The organism is Streptomyces sp. NPDC005492, from assembly GCF_040605995.1.
Classification (GTDB): domain Bacteria; phylum Actinomycetota; class Actinomycetes; order Streptomycetales; family Streptomycetaceae; genus Streptomyces.
Genome location: NZ_JBEXDX010000018.1, coordinates 37389 through 62117 on the forward strand (window position 1 = coordinate 37389; position 24729 = coordinate 62117).

The 24729-nt window shown below is 69.8% G+C and carries 23 protein-coding genes; 15 read left to right on the forward strand and 8 right to left on the reverse strand.

Annotation, left to right across the window (positions count from 1 at the left end; translation table 11 throughout):
* Positions 1 to 14 precede the first annotated feature (14 nt).
* From ABZT04_RS23975 to ABZT04_RS24000, 6 genes are all read right to left on the reverse strand, one after another.
* Positions 15 to 1004 (reverse strand): zinc-dependent alcohol dehydrogenase family protein, encoded by a 990-nt coding sequence (locus ABZT04_RS23975; RefSeq protein WP_356059010.1) that lies wholly within the window; start codon positions 1002 to 1004, stop codon positions 15 to 17.
* Positions 1001 to 1849 (reverse strand): carbohydrate ABC transporter permease, encoded by an 849-nt coding sequence (locus ABZT04_RS23980; RefSeq protein ID WP_355912827.1) that lies wholly within the window; start codon positions 1847 to 1849, stop codon positions 1001 to 1003. Before ABZT04_RS23980 ends, ABZT04_RS23975 begins: the two co-directional genes overlap by 4 nt.
* Complete coding sequence (locus ABZT04_RS23985) at positions 1846 to 2784, reverse strand: sugar ABC transporter permease (RefSeq protein WP_356059011.1); 939 nt, start codon at positions 2782 to 2784, stop codon at positions 1846 to 1848. Before ABZT04_RS23985 ends, ABZT04_RS23980 begins: the two co-directional genes overlap by 4 nt.
* The gene (locus ABZT04_RS23990; RefSeq protein ID WP_356059012.1) at positions 2781 to 4151 is read right to left on the reverse strand and encodes a sugar ABC transporter substrate-binding protein; all 1371 of its coding nucleotides are present in this window, start codon (positions 4149 to 4151) and stop codon (positions 2781 to 2783) included. Before ABZT04_RS23990 ends, ABZT04_RS23985 begins: the two co-directional genes overlap by 4 nt.
* Before the next feature lie 87 nt (positions 4152 to 4238).
* Positions 4239 to 5009, reverse strand: coding sequence for a DeoR/GlpR family DNA-binding transcription regulator (locus tag ABZT04_RS23995; protein WP_356059013.1), 771 nt, complete (start codon positions 5007 to 5009; stop codon positions 4239 to 4241).
* A gap of 268 nt (positions 5010 to 5277) precedes the next feature.
* Positions 5278 to 6099: an NAD(P)-dependent oxidoreductase gene (locus ABZT04_RS24000; protein ID WP_356059014.1), complete on the reverse strand. Its 822-nt coding sequence runs from the start codon at positions 6097 to 6099 to the stop codon at positions 5278 to 5280.
* Positions 6100 to 6322: 223 nt separating this feature from the next.
* On the opposite strand from ABZT04_RS24000, the gene ABZT04_RS24005 reads away from it, so the two are divergent.
* Together ABZT04_RS24005 and ABZT04_RS24010 are read left to right on the forward strand one after the other, a co-directional pair.
* Positions 6323 to 7288 (forward strand): 5-dehydro-4-deoxyglucarate dehydratase, encoded by a 966-nt coding sequence (locus ABZT04_RS24005; RefSeq protein WP_356059015.1) that lies wholly within the window; start codon positions 6323 to 6325, stop codon positions 7286 to 7288.
* Positions 7285 to 8448, forward strand: a complete 1164-nt coding sequence (locus ABZT04_RS24010; protein WP_356059016.1) for a hypothetical protein — start codon at positions 7285 to 7287, stop codon at positions 8446 to 8448. Before ABZT04_RS24005 ends, ABZT04_RS24010 begins: the two co-directional genes overlap by 4 nt.
* Here ABZT04_RS24010 and ABZT04_RS24015 read toward each other — a convergent pair.
* Complete coding sequence (locus ABZT04_RS24015) at positions 8385 to 9623, reverse strand: MFS transporter (RefSeq protein WP_356059017.1); 1239 nt, start codon at positions 9621 to 9623, stop codon at positions 8385 to 8387. The two genes, ABZT04_RS24010 and ABZT04_RS24015, sit on opposite strands and share 64 nt — an antisense overlap.
* A gap of 154 nt (positions 9624 to 9777) precedes the next feature.
* Here ABZT04_RS24015 and ABZT04_RS24020 point away from each other — a divergent pair, with 154 nt between their 5' ends.
* A complete protein-coding gene (locus ABZT04_RS24020) occupies positions 9778 to 10365 on the forward strand; it encodes a TIGR03086 family metal-binding protein (protein ID WP_356059018.1) in 588 nt (195 codons plus the stop codon).
* A 222-nt stretch (positions 10366 to 10587) separates the two neighbouring features.
* Here ABZT04_RS24020 and ABZT04_RS24025 read toward each other — a convergent pair whose 3' ends face one another.
* Positions 10588 to 11181: an HD domain-containing protein gene (locus ABZT04_RS24025; protein WP_356059019.1), complete on the reverse strand. Its 594-nt coding sequence runs from the start codon at positions 11179 to 11181 to the stop codon at positions 10588 to 10590.
* 102 nt (positions 11182 to 11283) lie between these two features.
* Between ABZT04_RS24025 and ABZT04_RS24030 the strand changes: the two genes are divergently transcribed.
* From ABZT04_RS24030 to ABZT04_RS24085, 12 genes are all read left to right on the forward strand, one after another.
* Positions 11284 to 12033 carry an MBL fold metallo-hydrolase gene (locus ABZT04_RS24030; protein ID WP_356059020.1) on the forward strand — a complete coding sequence of 250 codons (750 nt, stop codon included), beginning with the start codon at positions 11284 to 11286 and terminating at the stop codon, positions 12031 to 12033.
* 161 nt (positions 12034 to 12194) lie between these two features.
* Entirely contained in the window at positions 12195 to 12863 is a 669-nt protein-coding gene (locus ABZT04_RS24035) for a GntR family transcriptional regulator (protein ID WP_356059021.1), read from the forward strand.
* Positions 12860 to 13768 (forward strand): dihydrodipicolinate synthase family protein, encoded by a 909-nt coding sequence (locus ABZT04_RS24040; RefSeq protein WP_356059022.1) that lies wholly within the window; start codon positions 12860 to 12862, stop codon positions 13766 to 13768. The genes ABZT04_RS24035 and ABZT04_RS24040 overlap by 4 nt, the downstream gene beginning before the upstream one ends.
* Positions 13756 to 15486: an L-arabinonate dehydratase gene (gene araD, locus ABZT04_RS24045; protein ID WP_356059023.1), complete on the forward strand. Its 1731-nt coding sequence runs from the start codon at positions 13756 to 13758 to the stop codon at positions 15484 to 15486. Before ABZT04_RS24040 ends, araD begins: the two co-directional genes overlap by 13 nt.
* 110 nt (positions 15487 to 15596) lie before the next feature.
* A complete protein-coding gene (locus ABZT04_RS24050; RefSeq protein WP_356059024.1) occupies positions 15597 to 16532 on the forward strand; it encodes a sugar ABC transporter permease in 936 nt (311 codons plus the stop codon).
* Entirely contained in the window at positions 16529 to 17413 is an 885-nt protein-coding gene (locus ABZT04_RS24055) for a carbohydrate ABC transporter permease (protein WP_355912783.1), read from the forward strand. The genes ABZT04_RS24050 and ABZT04_RS24055 overlap by 4 nt, the downstream gene beginning before the upstream one ends.
* A 130-nt stretch (positions 17414 to 17543) precedes the next feature.
* On the forward strand, positions 17544 to 18680 hold the full coding sequence (locus tag ABZT04_RS24060) for a Gfo/Idh/MocA family oxidoreductase (RefSeq protein WP_356059132.1): 1137 nt from the start codon (positions 17544 to 17546) through the stop codon (positions 18678 to 18680).
* Positions 18680 to 19525, forward strand: coding sequence for a PmoA family protein (locus ABZT04_RS24065; RefSeq protein ID WP_356059025.1), 846 nt, complete (start codon positions 18680 to 18682; stop codon positions 19523 to 19525). The genes ABZT04_RS24060 and ABZT04_RS24065 overlap by 1 nt, the downstream gene beginning before the upstream one ends.
* A complete protein-coding gene (locus tag ABZT04_RS24070) occupies positions 19522 to 21066 on the forward strand; it encodes a family 43 glycosylhydrolase (protein ID WP_356059026.1) in 1545 nt (514 codons plus the stop codon). Before ABZT04_RS24065 ends, ABZT04_RS24070 begins: the two co-directional genes overlap by 4 nt.
* Before the next feature lie 117 nt (positions 21067 to 21183).
* The gene (locus tag ABZT04_RS24075; protein ID WP_356059027.1) at positions 21184 to 22521 is read left to right on the forward strand and encodes a sugar ABC transporter substrate-binding protein; all 1338 of its coding nucleotides are present in this window, start codon (positions 21184 to 21186) and stop codon (positions 22519 to 22521) included.
* An 85-nt stretch (positions 22522 to 22606) separates the two neighbouring features.
* Positions 22607 to 23392, forward strand: a complete 786-nt coding sequence (locus ABZT04_RS24080) for a rhamnogalacturonan acetylesterase (protein ID WP_356059028.1) — start codon at positions 22607 to 22609, stop codon at positions 23390 to 23392.
* 53 nt (positions 23393 to 23445) lie between these two features.
* Positions 23446 to 24720 (forward strand): pectate lyase, encoded by a 1275-nt coding sequence (locus ABZT04_RS24085; protein ID WP_356059133.1) that lies wholly within the window; start codon positions 23446 to 23448, stop codon positions 24718 to 24720.
* Positions 24721 to 24729 lie beyond the last annotated feature (9 nt).

The window sequence follows — 24729 nt, forward strand, 5'->3', positions numbered from 1 at the left end:
GGCCCCCGTTCGGCTCAGGGAACCACCACGATCTTCCGCCCCACACCCGCCGCGAACTGCGCCAATGCCTCCGGATACCGCTCCAGCTCCATCCGGTCGCTGATGAAGACCTCCGGGTCGAGCACCCCGTTCGCGAACAGCTCCGCCGCCCGCTCGAAGCTGTGCAGCACGGCCATGGAGCCGGTGATGGTGATCTCCTGGTTGTAGATGCGGTACGGGTCGATGGTCACCCGGGTCGCGTAGTCGGCGACGCCGAACTGCAGGAACGTGCCCGCCTTCGCCACCCGGTCCAGGCCGTCCTGGATCGCCGCCGCGTTGCCGGTGGCATCGACGACGAGGTCCCAGCCCTGCGGCCGGTCCAGCTCGTCCGCGTTCGCCGCCGACCCGGAGACACCGAGCGTGCGGGCCGTCTCCAGGCGCGTCGGGTTGAGGTCCACTATGTCGACGCTCGCCGCGCCGGTGCGCTTGGCCAGCTCCAGCATCATCAGGCCCATGGTCCCGGAGCCGTAGATCAGGACGTGCGCGCCGAGGCGGGACTTGAGGACGTCGTAGCCGCGCACCGCGCACGACAGCGGCTCTACGAGGGCCGCGTCCTCGGTGCGCACGTGCTCGGGCAGCTTCACGCAGTTCGCCACCGGGGCCACCGCGTACTGGGCCGCGCCGCCCGCCGTGGTGACGCCGATCGCGGCCCAGCGTTCGCAGAGGTTGTTGTGGCCGTTGCGGCACTGCCGGCATTCGTAGCAGTACAGCGACGGGTCCACGGCCACCTGGTCGCCGACCGAGACCTCGGTGACCTGGGTGCCGACCGCGACGATCTCGCCCGCGAACTCGTGGCCCGGCACGATCGGCAGCTTGGGCGCGAACTCGCCCTGGAGGATGTGCAGATCGGTGCCGCACAGCCCGCAGGCGGCGACCTCGACGACGACCTCGCGGGGGCCCGGCGTCGGATCGGGGACCTCGGTGACGACGGCGCGGCCCACGGACTCGATGACGGCGGCCTTCATTTCACGGCTCCCAGGGAGAGGCCCTGGACCAGCTTGTCCTGGGCGGCGAACCCCGCGGCGAGCACCGGCAGGGAGATGACGAGCGACGCGGCGCACACCTTCGCCAGGAACAGGCCCTGGCTGGTGATGAAACCGGTCAGGAACACGGGCGCGGTCTCGGCCACGACACCCGTGAGCACACGGGCGAACAGCAGCTCGTTCCAACTGAAGATGAAGCAGATCAGGGCGGTCGCCGCGATACCCGGGAGGGAGATCGGGGCCACCACGCGCGCGAGGATGGTCGGCAGCCGGGCGCCGTCGATCTGGGCCGCCTCGATGACGGCGACCGGGACCTCGGCGAGGAAGGACTGCATCATCCACACCGCGATCGGCAGGTTCATGGAGGTGTAGAGGATGACCAGGAGCCAGATGTTGTCCAGCATCCCGGCGTTCTTCGCGAACAGGTAGATCGGCAGCAGGCCCGCCACCACGGGGAGCATCTTCGTGGACAGGAAGAAGAACAGGACGTTGGTCCACTTCTTCACCGGGCGGATCGACAGCGCGTAGGCCGCCGGGAACGCCAGCAGCAGCACGAAGAGCGTCGAAGCCACCGACGCCACCAGTGAGTTGACCAGCGCGGGCCAGGGGCTCGCGCCGCCGCCGGTGCCGAAGAACTCCCGGTAGCCGTCCAGGGTGAGGGCGGCCCCGAAGGACGGCGGGTTGGTCGCCGCGTCCGCCTCCGAGTGGAAGGACGTCAGCGCCATCCAGGCGATGGGCAGGAAGAACACGATGCCGAGCAGCCAGGCCACCAGGCCCAGGCCCGCTCCTTTGCGCCGGGCACGCGCGCGTACGGCGATGCTGCTCATGCGCGGGACGCCTCCTCACGGAACAGGGACGACACCACGCGCAGGGCGAAGGTCGCGATGATGATCGAACCGATGACGACCAGGACACCGGCCGCCGAGGCGAGGCCGTTCTCGTGCGCCTGGTAGAAGCTCTGGTAGACGGTGTAGGGCAGGTTGGCGGTGCCCAGTCCGCCGGACGTGATCGTGAAGACCGCGTCGAAGTTCTGGACGATGTAGATCGAGCCCAGCAGGGCGCCGAGTTCGAGGTAGCGGCGCAGATGCGGGAGCGTCAGATAGCGGAAGACCTGCCAGTCGCTGGCGCCGTCCACCTTGGCGGCCTCGATCTGCTGGTGGTCGCGGCTCTGCAGCCCGGCCAGCAGGATCAGCATCATGAACGGCGTCCACTGCCACACCAGGGAGGCCTCGACCGCGAGCAGCGGGGTGTTGGAGATCCAGTCCGGCTGGGGGCCGCCCACATAGTGCAACAGCCCATTGAGAAGGCCGTATTCAGGGTTGTAGAGCACATGCTTCCAGAGCAGGGCCGCAGCCACCGGCACCACCAGGAAGGGCGCGATCAGCAGGGTGCGGACGAAGCCCCGGCCGCGGAACTTCCGGTCCAGGAGCAGCGCGAGCAGCAGGCCCAGGACCAGGCTGGCCAGGACCACCGCCACGGTGAGGAGGATGGTCGTCCAGACCGAGTGGCGCAGGTCGGCGTCGGTCAGGACCTCGTGGTAGTTGTCGACGCCGGTGAAGTGACGGGCCTTCGGATAGAGGGCGTTCCAGTCGAAGAAGGAGATCACCAGCGTGGCCACGAACGGGAGTTGGGTCACGACGATCATGAAGACCAGGGCGGGCAGCAGTGGGGCGCGGGTGGCCCAGGCGCGCAGCCTGTCCGAGGGCTGTCGCGCGGTGCGGGTCGGAGTAGCGGCCAGAGGGGCCGTTGTCGTGGCGGTCATCGTCCCTCGTACTCCTTGGAGATCTTCTCGGCGAGTTTCTGGGACTTCTTCAGGGCCGAGTCGACGGACTGGCGTCCGGCGATGGCCGAACTGATCTCCTGGGAGACCTTCGTACCGAGGTCGGTGAACTCGGGGATGTCGACGAACTGGATGCCGGGCGCGGGGCGCGGCTGCACCCCCGGGTCGTTGGGCTTGGCGCCCTCGATGGCCGCCTTGGTCATCTCCTGGAAGGCGGCGGCCTCCTTGACGTAGTCGGGGTTCGTGTACGTCGAGGCGCGCTTGCCGGCCGGCACGTTGGACCAGCCGTCCGTGTCGCCGACCAACTGCTCGTACTGCTTGCTGGACGCCCAGGACACGAACTGCCAGGCCTTGTCGGAGTTGTGGGACGCCTTCTGGATGCCCCAGGCCCAGGTGTAGAGCCAGCCGGAGGAGTCGGTCTTCTCGACGGGCGCGGGGACGTAACCGATCTTGCCCTTGACCGGGGAGCCCTTGGCCTCCAGTGATCCGGCCGCCGAGGTGGCGTCGTACCACATGGCGACCTTGCTCTGGGTGATGTTGTTGAGGCACTCGGCGAAGCCGGACTGGGCCGCTCCGGACTCGCCGTGCTTGCGGACGAGGTCGACATAGAACTTCGTCGCCTGTTCGAAGCCGGGGGAGTCGAGCTGCGCCTTCCAGTTCTTGTCGAACCAGGTGCCGCCGAAGGTGTTCACGACAGTCGTCAGCGGCGCCATCAACTCGCCCCAGCCCGGCAGTCCGCGCAGACAGATGCCCTTCATGCCCGGCTTCGCGCCGTCGACCTTGGCGGCCAGGTCGGCCACCTGGGTCCAGGTCGGGTGCGCGGGCATGGTGAGGCCCTTCGCGGCGAACACGTCCTTGCGGTACATCAGGAAGGAGGACTCGCCGTAGAACGGCTGCCCGTAGAGCTTGCCATCGTCGGCCGTCAGGGACTGCCGCATCGGCTTGAGGATGTCCTGCTCGTCATAGGCGGTGTCCTTGGCGACGTACGAGTCCATCTCGTGCAGCCAGCCGTTGCGGGCGTAGATCGGGATCTCGTAGTTGGACAGGGTCGCCACGTCGTACTGGCCGGCCTGGTTGGCGAAGTCCTGGCTGATCTTGTCGCGGACGTCGTTCTCCGGCAGCACCGTGAAGTTGACCTTGATGCCGGTCTCCTTCGTGAAGCGCGGGGCCAGTTTCTGGAGTTCGGTCATCTGGGGGTTGTTGACCATCAGGACGTTGATCGAGTTGCCGCCTGATCCGGCGCCGCCCGCTCCGACCCAGCAGCCGGAGAGCAGCGGGGCGAGCAGCGTCCCTACGGCGGCCAGGGCGAGCGTGGCTCGCGGCGGCCGTCGTCGGCTCTGGGTTCGCATGGATCGCTCCTGCACGTATGGGGAGAAAAGGGATGCGCACCGGAACGGCACACCCCTGGTGGGTGAGTTGGGATGTCGAACGGTGCGTTAGACGCGGATGACCTGTGGCCCCAGCAAGGAGTAGCGGTGGGCCTCGGCCGACGGGAGCAGGGTGCTGGTGACGATCGTCTCCAGGGCGCCGATGTCGGCGAACCGGCAGAAGCTGACCGCCCCGAACTTGGTGTGCACGCCCGCGAACACGGTGCGCCGGGAGGCGCGGATGGCCTGTGCCTTGACCTCGCTGACCGCGGGGTCGGGGGTGGTCAGGCCGTGTTCGCGGGAGATGCCGTTGGCGCCGATGAAGGCGAGGTCGAGGACGAAGCCGGCGAGCATCTTCGTCGTCCAGTGGTCGACGGTGGCGAGGGTGCCGTGCCGGACCCGGCCGCCGAGCAGCAGCACCGAGGTGTTCTCCGACTCGGCGAGCACGCCCGCGACCGGCAGGGACGCGGTGACCACGGTCAGCGGTCGGTCCCTGGGCAGGGCCTCGGCGATGAGCTGGGGGGTGAAGCCCTCGTCGACGAAGACCGTCTCGGCGTCCCCGAGCAGCTCGGCCGCCGCGAGGGCGATCCGGCGCTTCTCCGGGACATGGCTGGTGGCGCGGAAGGCGAGCGTCGTCTCGAAACCGGCGCTCTCCACGGGGTAGGCGCCGCCATGGGTCCTGCGGATCAGCCCGTGGTCCTCCAGGGCCCGCAGATCCCGCCGTACGGTCTCCTTGGCCACGCCCAGCTCGGCGGCGAGCGCGGTGACGTCGACCGCGCCGGTGCGCCGCGCGGCACGCACGATCTCGCGCTGACGCTCTTCCGCCGAACTCGTGCTCATGGCCGACACCGCCTTCCCACTCACTGGAGTACTGCCCGTTCGGGCCCGGTGGGACCCTTGGGGGAAGTTCTACAGCGGGTGCGCGGCACTGACCAGGCCTGTTGCACGCCCGATGCTGCCCGTGTGTGACCGTTTACCGCACGCGGTGCCCGTCGCGGACCTGCACGGCTGTCCGCCGGGGCGTGAGATCGGGCAGCGTCCGTGCCCGAACATGCCGACGGGCGGGCCCGTTCGGTGCCCGCCCGCCGTCGCGAAGGTCGTTTTCCCGTCAGTACGGCCAGATCGGCGGGTCGTTCACGAAGTGGCCGCCCAGGTAGGCGTGCGCCTCGTTGTCCGGCTCCAGCTCGCCCTGCTCGGCGATGAGCTTCTCGGCGTACGGCTCGGAGTCGTCCTGGGGTTCGTAACCGAGAGCCCGCGCGGTCGTCAGGTCCCACCACAGGCGGGTGTTGGCGGAGGAGCCGTAGACAACGGTGTGCCCTACGCCTTCTGCGGTGAGGGCCGCGTGGAAGAGGCGGGCGCCGTCGGCGGGGCTCATCCAGATCGACAGCATGCGCACGCTGCTGGGCTCCGGGAAGCAGGAGCCGATGCGGACGGAGACGGTCTCCAGACCGTGCTTGTCCCAGTAGAGCTGGGCGAGGTCCTCGCCGAAGGACTTGGACAGGCCGTAGAAGGTGTCGGGGCGGTGCGGGGTGTCGACCGGGATCAGCGGGTCGTCGTGCCGCGGCCTGGGTGTGTAGCCCACCGCGTGGTTGGAGGAGGCGAAGACGATGCGGGGGACGCCCTCCTCGCGGGCGGCCTCGTACAGGTTGTAGGTGCCCTCGATGTTCGACCGGAGGATTTTCTCGAAGGAGGCTTCCAGGGAGATGCCGGCGAGATGGATGATCGCGTCGACACCCCGGACGGCCTCGCGCAGCGCGGCCCGGTCGGAGAGGTCGGCGGTGATCGCGTCCGGTGCGTCCTCGATCGGGCGGACGTCCAGCAGACGGAGGTCGTAGCCGTAGGAGGGGAGCAGGTCCCGCATCAGGGTGCCGAGCCCGCCTGCGGCGCCGGTGAGCAGAATGGTGCGCGGAGCGGTGCGGGGAGCGGGCATCCTCGTTCTCCTCATGTGTGGCTGGCATTCACATTCATGGACAAGCTAGGGATTGCTCGTCGGGTGCGTCAAGTGTGGCGCGTACCTGGTGAATCCGCTCCTCCGTTGCGTATGCGCGTGCTTGACCCGCCCTTATGAGGCTCCTTAGGGTGGGCATGTTCAGAAATGTAGACACTGATCAGAAGAACGCACGCGCCTGTTCGCCTGTCATAAGGGAGAGCCCGTGACGCCAGCCCCTCTCGCCGCCCGGCTCGGTATCCCCAGCGGGCCGCTGTTCTTCCCCGTCACCGCGTACGGCCCCGACGGTTCCCTGGACCTCGACGTCTACCGCGCGCATGTCCGCCGGGGCGTCGAGGCCGGTGCCGCCGCGGTGTTCGCGTGCTGCGGCACCGGGGAGTTCCACGCGCTGCTGCCCGAGGAGTTCGAGGCGTGTGTCCGGGCGGCCGTGGAGGCGACGGACGGCCGGGTGCCGGTGGTCGCGGGCGCCGGCTACGGCACGGCGCTCGCCGTACGGTACGCGCGGCTCGCGGAGCGCGCCGGGGCGGACGGGCTGCTCGCCATGCCGCCGTATCTGGTGGTCGCCGGGCAGGAGGGGCTGCTGCGGCACTACCGGGAGGTGGCCGCGGCGACCGCGCTGCCCGTCATCGTCTACCAGCGCGACAACGCGGTGTTCACCCCCGCCATGGTGGTCGAACTCGCGCGCACCGAGGGCGTCATCGGGTTCAAGGACGGCCTCGGCGACCTCGATCTGATGCAGCGGATCGTGAGCACCGTACGCACCGAAGTACCCGGTGACTTCCTGTACTTCAACGGACTGCCGACCGCCGAACAGACCCAGCTCGCCTACCGGGGCATCGGCATCACCCTCTACTCGTCCGCCGTGTTCTGCTTCGTCCCCGAGATCGCGCTCGCCTTCCACCGGGCGCTGGCGACCGGCGACGACACCACGGCGAACCTCCTCCTGGACGGCTTCTACCGGCCGTTCGTCGAACTCCGCGCCCAGGGCCGGGGTTACGCGGTGTCGCTCGTCAAGGCGGGGGTACGCATGCGGGGACTGGACGTCGGCGAGGTCCGCCCACCGCTGACCGAACCGACCGAGGACCACATCAAGCAACTCGCCCAACTCATCGAGCGCGGCTACGCGTTGATCGAATCGCGGGCGGACTCGCCGATCGAGGAGGACGCGTGAAGGCATCGGCTTTCGTCTACCCCTGGGACGTCAACGGCGACCCGGAAGCGGGCGCCAGGATCGCCGCACTCGGCGTCCGACAAGCCACCCTCGCCTCCGCCTACCACTCCACACGCGCGCTGACGCCCCGTCACCCGCGCCACCGCGTCGTCACCGCCGAGCACGCCGCCGTCCTGTATCCGCCGGACACCCGTTGGGCGGGACGGGAGTTGAGGCCGTACCCGGCCGGCGACTGGGCCCCCGGCGACGCCTACGGCGAGGCCGCCGACGCCCTCGCGGACGCGGGCCTGGAGGTGCACACCTGGGTCGTCCTCGCCCACAACTCCCGCCTGGGCGCGGAACATCCAGGCACCTCGGTGATCAACGCCTACGGCGACCGCTACCCCTGGGCACCTTGCATCGCGCAGCCCGCCACACGCGAGTACCTCGTCGACCTCGCGGCCGAGGCGGCGGTACGCCCCGGCGCGCAGGGCACGGAACTCGAATCCCTGGGCTGGTACGGCTTCGCCCACCTGCACGCCCACGACAAGACCGCCGGCATCGGCCTCGGGGACGCCGGCCAGTACCTGATGGCCCTGTGCTTCTGCCCGACCTGCCGGGAGGGCTACGGCGAACAGGGTCTCGACGGCGAGGAGTTGGCGGCGGTGGTACGGGCCGCGCTGGAGCCGGTGTGGCGTGGGGCGCCCTCCGACGGCGGCTGGGCGGGCGTCGAGAAACTCCTCGGCATGGCCAACGCGACGGCCACGCGCGCGTGGCGCGACGAGCGGGCCCGCGCACTCCAGGAGACAGCGGTCGCGGCGGTCCGAGCCGCCGCCCCGGCCGACTTCCAGGTCCTGCTCCACGCGGACCCGGAGTCGTACCACTGCGGCGCCAACGCGGGCGTGGACCCCCGCCACATCCTCTCGATCGCCGACGGCGTGGTCGTCCCCTGCACGGGAGGAGCGGGCCTGCTGACCCCGTTCGCCGAACAGGCCCGGGCCGGGGCGGTGTTGGCCGCCAACTTCACGGTGGTCTCCGGGATGGGCGGACGGCCGGGAGCGCTGGCCGCGGACGCCGCACGGGCGCGGGACCTCGGGGCGAGCGAACTACGGCTTTATCACGCGGGGTTGGCGTCGGACGGTGACTCGGCGGAGGTACGGGAGGCGTTGGCGGCGCTCTGAAGCAACGGCACCGCCGTCAGCAGCTCGGCCGTGCCCAGCACCGCCAACACGAGCCGGTAGTCGACCAGTTCGACCAGGCCCGCACCCACGGCGAGCCCGAGCGCGTTCGGCATGAACATCAGGGTGTTGGCCGTGGCGGTCGTACGGCCGAGAAGGGAGCCGGGTGTCTCCTGCTGTACGGCAGTCAGCGCCGCGATCAGCACACAGGGCAGGCCCACACCGTTCGCTGCGCTGCACGCCAGGGCGACCGGGTCGGACGGAATCGCCCGCAGGGCCGTCGCGCACGCGGTGAGGGCGATCCCGCAGGCCGCGAACCGGCGCTCGCCCAGGCGCCGCAGGGCCGGCCCGGACAGCAGCCCGATCGCGACCGAGCCCGCGCCCTGGACGACGTACAGCACACCGGTGAACGCGGGCGAGTGGCCGAGGCCGGCCACGATCGCGTAGATCATCGCGCCGTTGAGACCCGCGCACAGCATCGTGGAGCCGCCCGCCACGACCAGTGGGCGCAGCCGTGGGTGCGTCCGGAGGTGACGGACGCCCTCGGCGGTCTGCCTGCGCCAGTTGGTGACCTGCCGCGGGTCCGGCGCGGTCTCGTGGACGCGGAGACGGGCGTACAGGCCGGCGGCGAGCACGAACGTGGCCGCGTCCAGGAGCGCCACACGCGCGCCGCCGTACACCGTGTAGAGGCCCGCTCCGGCCAGCGGCGCCACGAGCTTCATGCCCTCGTTGGCGGCCATGCGCAGGCCGTTGAGGTCGCCGAGCAGGGAACTGTCGACGGCGGCGGAGACGAGTGCCGACCCGGCGGCGTCATGGACGACGTCCGCCGCGCCGTAGAGGAAGAGGACCACGAAGAGGAGCCACAGGTCACCTCGGGAGTCGACGGTGAAGAGGGTGAGGAGGAGGGCCGCCAGGGCCAGGTCGAGTGTGATCATCAGGGGTTTGCGGCGGGTGCGGTCGGCGAGCGTGCCGAGGAGGGGGCCGATCATGGTCGGCGCCCAGAGGGCGAACCGGCACAGCGCCGCCAGACCGTTCGAGCCCGTCAGATCCTTGACCCAGATGCCGGACGCCAGCCACAGCGCGGAACTGCCGAAGCCGGATACCGTGATCCCCGCGAGCGAGAGCCCCGCGTTGCGGTCCCGCACGACGCGGGTCACAGTCCAGTCTTTTGTCGTCATGCCTGGTCATCGTGGGTCTAAGGCAGGGGGAGAGGCATCGGGCAGGTGCCGTAGAAACGACGCGCGGCGCGGGTCCGCCACGGGTGTGCGATGAGTTTCGGGAGCGCCGGCGGTCTACCTCATGAGTGAAGACCGATCCCCGGAAGGGAAGCGCATGAGCGACAGCATCTTCGACCTCGGCCCGCAGACACGTGTCGTCGCCCGTCTCGTGGAGGGCGTCACCGACGAGCAGCTCAAGGACGTGACCCCGTGTCCCGGCACCGCCGTACGCAACCTGCTGGGACACCTGCTCGGCCTGTCCGTCGCCTTCCGTGACGCCGCGCGCAAGGACCTCGGCGTCATGACGGACACCGCACCGGACAGCGCCGCCTCGGACATCGGCCCCGGCTGGCGCGAGGACTTCCCCAAGGTCCTCGACGCACTCGCCGAGGCCTGGCGCGACCCGGCCGCCTGGACCGGCATGACCCGCGCGGGCGGCGTCGACCTCCCCGGCGCGGTCGCCGCAGCCGTCGCCGTAGACGAACTCGTCATCCACGGCTGGGACTTGGCCACGGCCACCGGCCAGTCCTACGACCCCGACCCGGTCGCGCTCCAGGCCTCACACGCCTTCCTGCTCGCGGCAGCCGAGGATCCGACCAGAGGGGGCGGCATCTTCGGACCGGTGGTGCCGGTAGCGGCGGACGCGCCTCTGCTGGACCGGGCGGTCGGCCTCAGCGGACGGGATCCGGGCTGGAAGCCTTAGACACGGGAGGAACCTTCGCCCTCAGACGTGGACCGGGAACGACGCCTGGAACGCCCTTGCGGCAGCCGAGGATCCGACCAGAGGCGGGGGATCTTCAGGCCGGTGGTGCCGGTAGCGGCGCAAGCACCTCTGCTGGACCGGGCGGTCGGCCTCAGCGGACGGGATCCGGGCTGGAAGCCGTAGGCGCGGAGGAGGAGCCATTGCCCTCAGACTGAACCGGTCTCACACGTGGACCGGGAACGACGACTGGAACGCCAGACGCGCGTCCGCCCCGTCGCCGATCCCGGTGAGGATCTCGTCGAGCGCGAGGAACTCCTCCCACACCGCCCGGCCCGTCGCCTCGGCGAGCCGGGCCACGACGAGGTCCTCCAGGTCGGGGACGCGTTTGTTCTTCCAGACCTTGTCGGCGAGGCTCACTAGGAGGTCCTCCAGGCCGACAGCCGACCGCGTCCAGGATGCGTGCGTCGCGGCGAAGCAGGCCAGTTCGGGGGGAACTCCGTGGTCGAGCAGGAGAGTTCGGCCCGCCTCCTCGTGCGCCGCGCCCGGTCCGGAGAGTTCGGAGACGTGCACCGTCTTGCCCACGTCGTGCGTCGCCGCCCCGAAGAGCACCGCCTCGCGGTCGAACTCCGCGGCCGGACAGTGCCGTTCGACCCAGTCGACGAGCTGATGGGCGACGTCATGGACCGCCCGCAGGTGCGCCGCCAGCCGCGGCGGGCTGCCAAGTCGCGGCAGCAGCTCGACGACACGATCCGGCATCGGAAGCAGGGGCGGGTCGACGGTGCCGCTCATCGCCCTCGACAGGAGAGTGGTGGCCATCACCGCGTCAGGGTACTGACGGCCGGGCGCTCCCGGGCCAGGCGTCGTGGAACGCCCTGAAATATGAGTACGGAGGGTCCCGGAACCGTACTCTTCCCCACCATGCCCCTCAGCCTGACCGTCCTCGGCACCGCCTCCCCGCATCCGCGCCCCGGCCGCCCCTGCTCCGGATATCTGCTGCGCGGCGGCGGCGCCGAGGTGTGGATGGACGCGGGCACCGGCACGTTCGCGGAGTTGCAGCGGCACACCGATCCGGCACGGCTCACCGCGATCTGGGTCTCGCATCTGCACGCCGACCACAGCGCCGATCTCCTCGCGGCGGCCTACGCGTTCGCCTTCGGCGGGATGGCCCCGGCCGCACCGATCCCGCTCTACGCCCCGCAGGCCTGCGCCGCCCGGCTCGCCGGCTTCTTCGGGCAGCCGGACGTACGGTTCCTGAGCGGTGTCTTCGACTTCCGGCCGCTCTACGACGGTCACGCCGTCCGGCACTGGAACCTCCGGCTCACCGCCCGCGCCGTCCTCCACGACACCGAGGCGTACGGGCTGCGCGCCGAGTGCCAGGGGAGTGTGCTCGGCTACTCCGGGGACAGCGGCCCCTGCGAGGCGCTGGCCGAACTCGCGGGCGGCGCCGACGTGTTCCTCTGCGAGGCCGACCTCGACCGGCATCGCGAAGGCGAACGCCAGGTGCACCTCACACCCGAGGACGCGGGGGCCTGCGCCAAGGGCGCGCGCGAACTCCTCATCACCCACGTGGGACCCACCCTCACCAGGGAAGCGGCCCTGGAACGCGCCGCCGCGATCTTCCCCGGCCGGACCTCCGCCGCCCTCGAAGGCGTCACCAAGACCATGTGAAGCGCTTTCTCGTTCTTCTGTCAGAAGCATTGACGAAACACAGGGCCGCTCCTACCTTCAACGCGTCGTACTTCGTACGTCATATATGAGACGCGATACGCGAGATCAGATACCTGAGATCGGATACGCGACCGCAGCCACGTGACATCCGAGAGGCGCGCATGACCTCTGTGCCCACGCCGATCCCGTCCCGCACGCAGTACGTGCTGGACGCGATCAAACACCGCATCCTCACCGGGCAGTTGACCCCTGGTCAGCCGCTGGTCGAGACCGAACTCGCCGCACAGTTCGGGGTGTCCAAGACCCCGGTGCGCGAGGCGCTCAAGACCCTGGCCGGTACCGGGCTCGTCGTGATGAACCAGTACAAGGGCGTCACGGTGCGCATGGTGGACGCGGACATGGCGCGCGAGGTGTACGACGTCCGGCTGCTCCTCGAACCCGAGGCGCTGAGGCGGGCCGTACGGCTGGGCTCCTCCCTGGACGCCGCGCGCTCCGCCCTGACCCGCGCCGACGAGGCCACCGACACCGCCGAACGCTCCCTCGCCAACCGGGAGTTCCATCGCGCCCTGTACCTGCCCTGCGGTAACCCGCTGCTCGGCCGGATGCTCGACGAGGTCCGCGACCAGGCCGCCCTCGTCTCCGCCGTCGCCTGGGCCGCCTCGCCCTCCTGGGAACGGGAGGCCGGCGAACACCGCGAGATCCTGCGGCTCGCCCTCGACGGCGACGCGGACGCCGCGGCGACCGCACTGCACGCCCACATCGCGTCGTTCGTGCAACGGGCCTTCCCCGACGCCGAGTCGGCGGCCCAGGGAGAGGACGGTCAGGCATGACGGCGGCGTTCGAGACCGGGCGGGCCGCGTTGGCCGACGTGGTGGCGATCCCGGTGACCCCCTTCGCCGAGGACGGCAGCGTCGACCAGGACACGCACCGGGCCCTGCTGCGCCGGCTGCTCGACGGCGGGATCCGCATCCTCACGCCCAACGGGAACACCGGCGAGTTCTACGCCCTGACCCCTCAAGAGCGCCGACTCGTCACGGAGTTGACCGTCGCCGAGGCCCGCGACCGCGCCGTCGTCCTCGTCGGTGTCGGACACGACGTGCCCACCGCCATCGCCTCCGCCCAGCACGCCCGCGACCTCGGTGCCCAGATGGTGATGGTCCATCAGCCCGTCCACCCCTATGTCTCGCAGGGCGGCTGGGTCGACTACCACCGTGCCATCGCCGAGGCCGTGCCCGACCTGGGCGTTGTGCCCTACATCCGCAACGCCCAACTGCTCGGCGCCCGGCTCGCCGAACTCGCCGACCACTGCCCGAACGTCATCGGCGTCAAGTACGCCGTCCCGGACGCGGCCCGCTTCGCCGCGTTCGCCCGGGACGCGGGGCTCGAACGCTTCGTGTGGGTGGCCGGGTTGGCGGAACCGTACGCGCCCTCCTACTTCTCGGCGGGCGCCACCGGTTTCACCTCGGGGCTCGTGAACGTCGCCCCGTCCGTCTCGCTGAACATGATCGAAGCGCTTCGATCCGGGGACTATCCCGGGGCGATGAAGGTGTGGGAGCAGATCCGCCGATTCGAGGAACTACGGGCGGCGAACGGCTCCGCGAACAACGTCACGATCGTCAAGGAAGCGCTTGCGTCCCTCGGCCTGTGCCGCCGCGAGGTCCGCCCGCCGAGCAAGCCCCTGCCCGAGAGCGAGCGCGACGAGGTCGCCGCGATAGCCGCCGGATGGTCCCTGTGAAGTCACCGGAAGAGCTCAGAAGCCACCAGTGGTACGGCACCGACGGGCTGCGCTCCTTCAGCCACCGGGCCCGCACCCGCCAGCTCGGCTACCTCCCCGAGGAACACCTCGGCAAGCCCGTCATCGCGATCCTCAACACCTGGTCGGACATCAATCCCTGTCATGTGCACCTCCGTGAGCGCGCCCAAGCGGTCAAGCGAGGCGTGTGGCAGGCGGGCGGCTTCCCCCTCGAATTCCCGGTCTCCACACTCAGCGAGACCTTCCAGAAGCCGACCCCGATGCTCTACCGCAACCTCCTCTCCATGGAGACCGAGGAACTGCTGCGGTCCTACCCGGTCGACGGGGCCGTCCTCATGGGTGGCTGCGACAAGTCGACTCCCGCGCTGCTCATGGGCGCCGCGAGCGTCGACCTGCCGACCGTGTTCGTGCCCGCCGGACCGATGCTGCCGGGGCACTGGCGCAACGACGTCCTCGGCTCCGGCACCGACATGTGGAAGTACTGGGACGACAAGCGCGCCGGCCTCATCGGCGACTGCGAGCTGACCGAACTGGAGAGCGGCCTCGCGCGCTCGCCCGGGCACTGCATGACCATGGGGACCGCGTCCACGCTCACGGCCGCGGCGGAGGCGCTGGGCGTGACCGTGCCGGGCGCGTCGAGCATTCCCGCCGTCGACTCGGGGCACGATCGGATGGCCGCGCAATCCGGCATAAGGATCGTTGAACAAGTCCACAAGGAGCGTGTTCTCTCGTCGATCCTCACCCAGGAGGCCTTCGAGGACGCGGTCACCACCGTCCTCGGCCTCGGTGGCTCCACCAACGCCGTGATCCACCTCATCGCCATGGCCGGCCGCGCGGGCGTCCGGCTCACGCTCGACGACTTCGACCGCATCGCGCGTACGGTCCCGGTCCTGGCGAACGTACGGCCCGGCGGCCGGACGTACCTCATGGAGGACTTCCACTTCGCCGGCGGCCTGCCCGGGTTCCTCTCCCGGATCACGGACCTGCTCCACCTGGACCGGCCGACCGTCTCCCACGACACCCTGCGCGAACAGCTCGCCGGCGCGCGGGTGCACAACGACGACGTCATACGACCCCGCGACAACCCGGTCGCGGACGAGGGCGGGGTGGCCGTCCTGCGCGGCAACCTCTGCCCGGACGGCGCCGTCATCAAGCACATCGCCGCCGAACCGCACCTGCTCAAGCACACCGGCCCCGCGATCGTCTTCGACGACTACCGGACCATGCAACGGACCATCAACGACCCGGAGTTGGGCATCACCGCCGACAGTGTGCTGGTGCTGCGCAACGCGGGCCCCAAGGGCGGACCGGGCATGCCCGAGTACGGCATGCTCCCGCTCCCCGACCATCTGCTCAAGCAGGGCGTCCGGGACATGCTCCGGATCTCCGACGCCCGGATGAGCGGGACGAGTTACGGCGCGTGCGTGCTGCACGTCGCGCCCGAGTCGTACATCGGCGGACCGCTGGCGCTCGTGCGGAACGGGGACACCATCACCCTGGACGTCGAGGCGCGCACCCTCCAACTCAACGTGGACGACGATGAGTTGGAGCGACGCAGGGCGGAGTGGACACCGCCGCCCGCACGGTACGAGCGCGGCTACGGCGCGCTCTACAACGAACAGATCACCCAGGCGGACACCGGCTGCGACTTCGAGTTCCTGGCCCGGCCGGGCAAGGTGCCGGACCCGTACGCCGGTTGAGCACCCGCTGCCTTCGCGCGCCCGCCGAGCAAGCGCTTCCTGCACCTGCCGCATCCGTACCCGCTGCATCCGCACCTGCTGTACCCGCCCCACTGGAACGGAGAACAGTCATGGCCCAAGCCGCAGCCGTGGCGAAACCGCCTGCGCCACCCCGGCGGCGCCGTGGATCCGCGACCCCGCGCAGGCTCCCGTACCTGCTGATCGCCCCGGCCGGACTGCTCATGCTGGGCTTCATCGCCTACCCGGTCATCAGCGTCTTCTACTACAGCCTGCAGAACTACAACCCCACCAAACCGTGGCGCAACGGCTTCGCGGGCTTCGACAACTTCACCCAGGCCTTCACCAACGACCCGCAGTTCTGGGACACGTTGACCTTCAGCGCCAAGTGGGTCGTCGTCGAGGTCGGCCTGCAACTGCTGTTCGGGCTCGCGCTCGCGCTGATCGTCAACCAGACCTTCGTGGGCCGGTCCATCGGCCGCGCGCTGGTGTTCTCCCCGTGGGCCGTGTCGGGCGTCCTGACCTCCGCGATCTGGGTGCTGCTCTACAACTCCCAGACGGGCGTGACCCGTTACCTCGCCGACATGGGAGTCGGCCAGTACGGCACGAGTTGGCTGTCGGACCCCTCAACCGTCTTCTCCGCAGCGGTGGTCGCGGACCTCTGGCGAGGCGTCCCCTTCTTCGCGATCCTCATCCTGGCCGACCTCCAGTCCGTCTCCAAGGACCTCTACGAGGCCGCCGAGGTCGACGGCGCCAGCCGCTTCAAGCAGTTCCTGCACATCACCCTGCCGCACCTCAAGGACGCGATCGTCCTGTCCACGCTGCTGCGCGCGGTGTGGGAGTTCAACAACGTCGACCTCCTCTACACCCTGACCGGCGGCGGCCCGGCCGGCGAGACGACCACGCTCCCGCTCTATGTCGCCAACACCAGCGTCGAGGCCCACAACTTCGGCTACGCCTCAGCCCTCACCACGGTCGCGTTCGTGATCCTGCTGTTCTTCTCGATCGTCTATCTGCGGCTCAGCAAGTTCGGAGGTGGCGACAAGTGATCACCGAGATCGCCCCGGCCCGTGAGCAGGAGTCCGTCGCCCCGCGACAGCCGCGCAAGGCCCGCCGCGCCTGGGACGAGGTACCGCGCTGGCAGATCTACCTCCCCCTGGGGATCTACCTCCTCTTCACCCTGATCCCCTTCTACTGGATCCTGCTCTTCGCCCTCCGCCCGGCCGGCTCGACCTCCCTGGTGCCCTGGCCGATGACCTTCGACCACTTCCAGAAGGTCTGGACCGAGCGAAGCTTCGGGGTCTACTTCCAGAACAGCGTCTACGTCGGCGTGGCCACCCTGATTCTCACCACGCTCGTCGCGCTGGCCGGCGGCTACGCGCTCGCGCGCTTCGAGTTCAGGATCAAGCGCACCTTCATGCTGGCCCTGCTCTGCTCCCAATTCGTGCCGGGCGCGCTGCTGTTGGTCCCGCTCTTCCAGATCTTCGCCAAGCTCCAGATGATCAACTCGCTCGGCAGTGTCATCATCGCGGAGACCGTCTTCCAACTGCCGCTGTCGATGATCCTGATCAGCGGCTTCATCCGGAACGTCCCGCAGTCCCTGGAAGAGGCCGCCTGGGTCGACGGCTGCAACCGCCTCACCGCGTTCCGCATCGTCGTCCTCCCGCTGCTGCGGCCCGGGCTGATCGCCGTCGGCTCCTTCGCCTTCGTGCACGCCTGGAACCACTTCCTGTTCGCGCTGATGTTCCTGTCCGACCAGAGCAAGCAGACCATCCCGGTCGGCCTCAACACCCTGATGAGCGCGGACAGCGTCGACCTGGGCGCGCTCGCGGCCGGCGGAATCGTCGCGGCCGTACCCGTGGTGATCGTGTTCGCCTTCATCCAGAAGTGGCTGATCACCGGCTTCAGCGCGGGGGCGGTGAAGGGATGAGGCAACCGCTTACCCTGCTGGCGAAGATCGTCGAAGCAGGGAGAATCCCATGACACGCGTGACACCCAAGACCGGTCCTACGACCCTCACCGCACCGGCCGCCGCGCCCGCCACCGCGGCGCCCGTCTCCATGCCCGTCCCGGTCGTCCTCGCGGGCGCCCGCGGCCACGGCCGCTGGCACGTCGAGAACATCCGTCGGCTCCAGGACAAGGGCCTCGTGCGCCTCGCCGGAATCTGCGAGCTGACCCCGCTGACCGAGGAGGAGTTCGGGGGCGAACTCCCTGCCCAGTCACCGGACTTCGGCGCACTCCTCGACTCCACCGGCGCCCGGGTCGCGGTCATCTGCACCCCGATCCCGACCCACACGGACCTCGCCCTGGCCGCCGCCGAGCGAGGCGTGCACCTGCTCCTTGAGAAGCCGCCCGCGCCGTCGTACGCCGAGTTCCGCCGGATGGCCGACGGAGTCGCCGCAGCCGGAGTGGTCTGCCAGATCGGGTTCCAGTCGCTCGGCTCGCACGCCGTGCCCGCGATCCGCGCACTGATCGAAGAGGGCGCCATCGGCAGCCTGACCGGGGTCGGCGGGGCCGGCGCCTGGGCGCGCGACGAGGCGTACTACCGGCGCGCCCCCTGGGCCGGCAAGCGGCGCCTGAACGGTGTCGACGTGATCGACGGCGCGCTCACCAACCCCCTCGCACACGCCGTCGCCACCGCCCTCGCCCTCAACGGCACGACCCGCGCCGAGGACGTGACCCGGATCGAGACCGAACTCGCGCGCGCCAACGACATCGAGTCCGACGACACCTCCTGCGTCCGCGTCACCACCGTCCAGGGCCGCCCGGTCACCGTCGCCGTGACCCTGTGCGCCGAACACCCCGGCGAGCCCTACGTCCTGGTGCACGGCAGCCAGGGCCGGATCACCTACTGGTACAAGCAGGACCGCGCCCTGCTCCAGCGCGCGGGCCACGGTCCGGAGGAGTTCGAGTACGGCAGCACCGATCTGCTGGAGAACCTGGTCGCCCATCTCGTCGACGGCGACGAGCTGTTGGTCGAACCGGACTCGACGGGCGCCTTCATGAAAGTGGTCGAAGCGATTCGCGAGGCCCCCGACCCGGCCCAACTGCCCGCCAACGCCTGGCACTTGATCCCCACCGAGAACCGCCGGGTGGTCCCCGGCATCGACGCACTGGTCACGGCGGCGGCCGACACCCTCGCCCTCTACTCAGAGCTGGGCGCCCCCTGGGCCCCACCGAAAGAGGTGAGCACCTGATGATCACCCACGACACGCCGGTGCTGCGCGTCGCGGGCCGCCCGGTCGCCCGGTACGTCACCCGGCCCGAGCTGCCCGCCCGGCTCTCCCCGCGCCCGTATCTGCACCCCGTCACCACCCTGGCCGGGACCGCGGTCACCGAACTGAGTCCCGTCGACCACGCCCACCACCTCGGCGTCGGTGTCGCCGTTCCCGACGTCGAGGGGCACAACTTCTGGGGCGGCCGCACCTACGTCCGCGACCAAGGACCGGTCGAGCTGGACAACCACGGCGCCCAACGGCACTCCGCCTACCAGCTCCGCGATCCCGACGGCTTCGTCGAGGAACTGCGCTGGGTGGCCTCCGGCGCCGAGCTGCTGCGTGAACGCCGTACGGTCGCGGCCACCGAACTCACCGACACCGCCTGGGCGTTGGACTTCACCTTCTCGCTCACCAACGTGACGTCCGACCCCCTGTCGATCGGCAGCCCCGCCACCAACGGCCGCCCCGGAGCCGCGTACGGCGGCTTCTTCTGGCGGGCCCGCAAGGAGGCCGAGACCCCGAGCGTCTTCACCGCCGACCGCGAGGGCGAACCCGAGGTCCACGGCACCCGCGCCGACTGGCTCGCCCTCGCCGGCACCGGCTGGACCCTGGTCTTCGCCGGGGCCACGGACCGCACCCGCCAGGACCCGTGGTTCGTCCGCACCGCCGAATACCCGGGCGTGGGCTCGTCGTTGGCCCCGGCCGAGCGGCTGCCGGTCCCGCCCGGCGACACGGTCGTACGACGGATCGTCACCGTCGTCGCCGACGGCCTGCTCGACCCGGCCGAGGCGGCGGTGCTGGTGCGGAAGGCGGTCGGCCAGTGACGCAGGAGACGTACACCAACCCCGTCCTGAACGCCGACTGGTCCGACCCGGACGTCGTCCGCGTCGGCGACGACTTCTACCTCACCGCGTCCAGCTTCGGCCGCGCACCGGGCCTGCCGCTGCTGCACTCCCGCGACCTGGTCAACTGGACCCTGGTCGGCCACGCCCTCCAACACCTGGAGCCGAAGGCCGAGTTCAGGACCCCGCGCCACGACTGCGGCGTCTGGGCACCGGCGTTGAGACACCACGACGAACGCTTCTGGATCTTCTGGGGCGACCCCGACCAGGGCATCTTCCAGATCAGCGCCCCTGAAATACGAGGCCCTTGGACCCGCCCCCACCTCCTCAAGGAGGGCAAGGGCCTGATCGACCCGTGCCCCCTATGGGACGACGAGAACGACGAGGCCTACCTCGTCCACGCCTGGGCCAGGTCCCGCTCCGGCATCAAGAACCGCCTCACCGGCCACCGTATGCACCCCGACGGCACATCCCTGCTCGACGACGGCAAGGTGATCGTCGACGCGGACCGCCTCCCCGGCTGGTTCACCCTGGAGGGCCCCAAGGTCCACCGGCACGACGGCTGGTTCTGGATCTTCGCCCCCGCCGGGGGAGTCGAGACCGGCTGGCAGGGCGCCTTCCGCTCCCGCGGCTTCTTCGGGCCGTACGAGGAGAAGGTCGTCCTGGAACAAGGGGACACCGACGTCAACGGCCCCCACCAGGGCGCCTGGGTGCGCACCCCGACCGGCGAGGACTGGTTCCTGCACTTCCAGCAGCGCGGCGCCTACGGCCGCGTCGTCCATCTCCAGCCGATGCGCTGGGGTGAAGAAGGCTGGCCGGTCATCGGCGACGAGGGCGCCCCCGTGGCCGTACACCGGAAACCCGACCTGCCGCCGCAGCCGCCCGCAGCGCCCGCCACCGACGACGACTTCCCCGGCGGACGCTACGGCCGCCAGTGGCAGTGGACGGCGAACCCCCGGGACGGCTGGGCCACCCACCACTCGGGCGACGGCCTGCGCCTGACCTGCGTCCGCTCGCCCGACGCACACGACCTGCGCAGGCTCCCGCACCTCCTCACTCAGCGGCTCCCCGGCACACCCGTCGCGGTCGAGGTCGAACTGCGGCTGCACAGCGCGGAGTTGGGAGCACGCGCCGGACTGGCCGTGCTCGGGGACGCGTACACCTGGATCGGACTCCAGCGCGGCGCGGACGGAGCGGTGCGCTTCGTGCACCGGTTCGCCGAGCCCGTGGCCGTGGGGGCACCTCCCACGCCTTTCGGGCAGTGGGGGAGGGAACGCGACGCGGGGGAGTCCTGCCCCGCACCCGAGGAGCGGGTCCAACTCCGCATCGAGATCGGCGCCGGAGCACGCTGCCGCCTCTTCTACGACGTCGGGGGCGGGCCGCGCCCGACCGGTCAGGTCTTCGCGGCCACCCCCTGGCGCTGGGTCGGTGCCCTGCTCGGGCTCTTCGCGCTCGCGCCCGCCGGCACGGGACATGCCGGCGCGGCCACGTTCACGCGGTTCCGGATCAGCCCGCTCCACTGACTCGCCCTGCCCGTACGCCTGTTGGGAGTCGCCATGACGCACCTCCGTAGCAAGCGCTTGCCAGTAGCCCCCCATGACGTCATCACCCCGTTGGACCCACAAGAAGAGAGCCGACCTATGAAGACCAGCATCCGCAGAAGCCGGCGTGCCGCGATGGCCGTCGCCCTGGGCTCCGTGCTCGCGCTGACCGCCACCGCCTGCGGCGACGACGGCAGCGGCGGCGCGGGGGACAAGGGCGACGAGGGGTCCGGCAAGGGCACGATCACCTTCTGGGACAACAACGGCGGCGTCCGTACCGACATCTGGAAGCAGATCATCGCGGACTTCGAGAAGAAGAACCCCGACATCAAGGTCAAGTACGTCGGCATACCGGCGGCCAGCGCCCAGTCCAAGTACGACACCGCCATCCAGGGCGGCGGGCTGCCCGACGTCGGCGGGGTGGGTACCGCGGTGCTCGCCGAGGTCGCGGTGCAGGGGGCGCTGGAGCCCTTGGACAGCCGGCTCAAGTCCAGTTCCCTGAACGGCAAGTTGAGCCAGAACCTGCTCGACGTCAGCAAGAGCGCGGGCGGCGGGGACACCCTGTACCAGATCCCGACCTCGGCCAACAACGGCACGCTCTGGTACCGCACCGACCTGTTCCAGACGGCCGGTCTGGACGCGCCGACCACCTGGGCGAAGTTCTACGCCGCCGCCGACAAGCTCACCGACAAGGCCAAGAACAAGTTCGGCTTCACCATCCGGGGCGGAGAGGGCTCCATCGCGCCGGCCCTCGACGCGGTGTACGGGCAGACCGGCATCACCTCGTTCTGGAACGGCGACAAGACGACGGTCAACGACCCCAAGAACGTTGCCGCGTTGGAGAAGTACATCGCCCTGTACAAGAAGGACACCCCGTCCGCCGACCTCAACAACGACTTCACCAAGATGGTCGCGCAGTGGGACAGCGGCACGATCGGCATGCTGAGCCACAACCTCGGCTCCTACCAGGACCACCTGAAGGCGCTGGGCGCGGACAAGTTCAAGGGCATTCCCAATCCGACGCTGGACGACGGCACCCGGGTGCAGATCTCCAACCCGGTGGACGGGCTGAGCCTGTTCAAGTCCAGCAAGAACAAGGAAGCGGCCTGGAAGTTCATCGAGTTCGCCGCCTCCGCCGAGGAGAACTCGAAGTACAACGAGTCGGCCGGTCAGGTTCCGGCGAATACGGATGCCGCGGACGCCGCGTGGATCCAGAAGTCCGAGCCCACGAAGTTGGCGGCGGAGGCGCTCAACGGGGCCGACACGAAGATCGTGCAACTGCCGTACTACCTGCCGGACTGGAACACCATCTCCAAGGCCGACAACGAGCCGAACTTCCAGAAGCTGCTGCTGGGGAAGATGACGGCGAAGCAGTTTCTGGACACATTGGCCGACCAGTTGAACAAGGCGCAGGCGGATTGGAAGCAGAACCACTGAGTTCGGTGGTTTCGGATCGCGGGGAACTGCGGGCCGGTCGCGCGCAGTTCCCCGCACCCCCCAGAGGTCGGAAGGTGAACCAATCGTGTCCCTCACCCGTAGGCAAGTCGCGTTGGGTGCCCTCGCCGCCGTTCCCTTACGGGGCGCCGGTGTTCGACGGCGGACTCTCCATATCGCCGGTGATTCCACCGCCGCCCAGAAATACTCCACCGAAGCCCCGGAAACGGGATGGGGAATGGCCCTTCCCTTCTTCCTCCGGAAAGACGTGAAGGTCTCCAACCAGGCCGTGAACGGCCGGAGTTCGAAGAGCTTCGTCGACGAGGGGCGGCTGGACGCCATCCTCGCGACGATCCGGCCCGGCGATCTCCTCCTCGTCCAGTTCGCGCACAACGACGAGAAGACCGCCGATCCCACCCGCTACACCGAGCCCTGGACCACGTACCAGGACTATCTGCGGCTCTACATCGAAGGGGCCCGGGCCCATGGCGCCCGACCCGTGCTCGCCACCCCCGTCGAGCGCCGCAGGTTCGACGTCGACGGCAACGCCGTGCCGACGCACGGCGACTACCCGGCGGCGATGCGCGCGCTCGCCCAGCAGGAGCGGGTCGCGCTGCTCGACATCGAGGCGCTGTCGCTGGCGTTGTGGCAGCGGCTCGGGGTCGAGGAGACGAAGGTCTACTTCAACTGGACCGACACCGAGCAGGACAACACGCACTTCAATCCGCCCGGCGCGATCGCCGTGGCGCGGCTCGTGGCGCGGGAGTTGCTCCGTACCCGGGTGCTCGCGCCGCGAGACGTCGTCCGGCTGCGCGACGACATCCCCACGTCCTGGATTACCTGGTCCGAGGCGACGGACGCCTCGGAGCTCTGAGCAAGGAGACCCGCACAGTGCGCACACAGATATGTCATGCACGCGTCATAGCAATGCTGGTCGGCTGCACCGCCCTGGCCCTCACCGCCACCACGACCACCGCCTCGGCCCATCCGCACAGCCTCGCCCGCGAGACCCTCGGCGCCAGTGACGGGTGGGCCTCCTACGGCACCGGCACCAGCGGCGGCGCTGCCGCCATCCCCGACCACGTCTACACCGTCTCCACCTGGACCGACTTCAAGGCCGCCCTCGCCGCCGGCGGTACCGCACCGAAGATCATCAGAGTCAAGGGCACGATCGAGGCCAACGCCGAAGGCTGCGACTCCTTCGCCGCGCCCGGCTATGACTTCGCCCAGTACCTCGCCACCTACGACCCCGCCGTCTGGGGCTACGACCAGAACCTGGACAACGAACCCGCCGACAGCCAGGAGGGCCTGCGCAGAGTGTCGGCCGCCAACCAGAACACCGCCATCAAGGCGTCCGTCCCCGCCAACACCACCATCATCGGCATCGGCAAGGGCGCCGGCTTCAAGGGCGCCAGCCTCCAGATCACGGCGGTCGACAACGTCATCGTCCGCAACCTGGCCTTCGAGAGCCCGCTCGACTGCTTCCCGCAGTGGGACCCGACCGACGGTGACACGGGCAACTGGAACTCCGAGTACGACAGCGCCGTCATCTACGGCTCCACCCATGTGTGGCTGGACCACAACACCTTCACCGACGGGGACCACCCGGACAGCACCCTGCCCACATACTTCGGGCGGATCTTCGAACAACACGACGGCGAACTCGACATCGTGAAGGGCGCCGACTACGTCACCGCCTCCTGGAACGTCTTCACCGACCACGACAAGACGATCCTCATCGGCAACAGCGACAGCGCCTCCACCGCCGCCGTCGACCGGGGCCACCTGAAGGTGACGCTCCATCACAACCTGTTCTCCAACCTGGTCGAGCGCGCACCCCGCGTCCGCTTCGGCCAAGTGGACTCCTACAACAACCACTTCGTCGCCGAGCCCGGATACAGCTACAGCTACGGCATCGGCCTGGAGTCCCAACTCGTCGCGGAACACAACGCGTTCACGGTCCCGGCCGGCATCTCCGAGGCCACCATCGTCAAGAAGTGGTCCGAGGCGCCGCTCACCGCCGACGACAACTACGTCAACGGCGAGCTCACCGATCTGATCGCCGTCCACAACGCCGGTGTGCCCAGCGAGATCCTCCAGTCCGGCGCGGGCTGGACCCCGACCCTGCGCACCAAGATCGACCCCGCGAAGGCCGTGCCCTTCCTCGTCGACCGCGGCGCGGGCTCCGGCCGCCTGCGCTGACACCGCCAC

Excerpts from the sequence above, each read along its gene's own strand:
- ABZT04_RS23975 (WP_356059010.1), bottom strand. The coding sequence starts at position 1,004 with ATGAAGGCCGCCGTCATCGAGTCCGTGGGCCGCGCCGTCGTCACCGAG.
- ABZT04_RS23980 (WP_355912827.1), bottom strand. The coding sequence starts at position 1,849 with ATGAGCAGCATCGCCGTACGCGCGCGTGCCCGGCGCAAAGGAGCGGGC.
- ABZT04_RS23985 (WP_356059011.1), bottom strand. The coding sequence starts at position 2,784 with ATGACCGCCACGACAACGGCCCCTCTGGCCGCTACTCCGACCCGCACC.
- ABZT04_RS23990 (WP_356059012.1), bottom strand. The coding sequence starts at position 4,151 with ATGCGAACCCAGAGCCGACGACGGCCGCCGCGAGCCACGCTCGCCCTG.
- ABZT04_RS23995 (WP_356059013.1), bottom strand. The coding sequence starts at position 5,009 with ATGAGCACGAGTTCGGCGGAAGAGCGTCAGCGCGAGATCGTGCGTGCC.
- ABZT04_RS24000 (WP_356059014.1), bottom strand. The coding sequence starts at position 6,099 with ATGCCCGCTCCCCGCACCGCTCCGCGCACCATTCTGCTCACCGGCGCC.
- ABZT04_RS24015 (WP_356059017.1), bottom strand. The coding sequence starts at position 9,623 with ATGACGACAAAAGACTGGACTGTGACCCGCGTCGTGCGGGACCGCAAC.
- ABZT04_RS24020 (WP_356059018.1), top strand. The coding sequence starts at position 9,778 with ATGAGCGACAGCATCTTCGACCTCGGCCCGCAGACACGTGTCGTCGCC.
- ABZT04_RS24025 (WP_356059019.1), bottom strand. The coding sequence starts at position 11,181 with ATGGCCACCACTCTCCTGTCGAGGGCGATGAGCGGCACCGTCGACCCG.
- ABZT04_RS24030 (WP_356059020.1), top strand. The coding sequence starts at position 11,284 with ATGCCCCTCAGCCTGACCGTCCTCGGCACCGCCTCCCCGCATCCGCGC.
- ABZT04_RS24035 (WP_356059021.1), top strand. The coding sequence starts at position 12,195 with ATGACCTCTGTGCCCACGCCGATCCCGTCCCGCACGCAGTACGTGCTG.
- ABZT04_RS24040 (WP_356059022.1), top strand. The coding sequence starts at position 12,860 with ATGACGGCGGCGTTCGAGACCGGGCGGGCCGCGTTGGCCGACGTGGTG.
- araD (WP_356059023.1), top strand. The coding sequence starts at position 13,756 with ATGGTCCCTGTGAAGTCACCGGAAGAGCTCAGAAGCCACCAGTGGTAC.
- ABZT04_RS24050 (WP_356059024.1), top strand. The coding sequence starts at position 15,597 with ATGGCCCAAGCCGCAGCCGTGGCGAAACCGCCTGCGCCACCCCGGCGG.
- ABZT04_RS24060 (WP_356059132.1), top strand. The coding sequence starts at position 17,544 with ATGCCCGTCCCGGTCGTCCTCGCGGGCGCCCGCGGCCACGGCCGCTGG.
- ABZT04_RS24065 (WP_356059025.1), top strand. The coding sequence starts at position 18,680 with ATGATCACCCACGACACGCCGGTGCTGCGCGTCGCGGGCCGCCCGGTC.
- ABZT04_RS24075 (WP_356059027.1), top strand. The coding sequence starts at position 21,184 with ATGAAGACCAGCATCCGCAGAAGCCGGCGTGCCGCGATGGCCGTCGCC.
- ABZT04_RS24085 (WP_356059133.1), top strand. The coding sequence starts at position 23,446 with ATGCTGGTCGGCTGCACCGCCCTGGCCCTCACCGCCACCACGACCACC.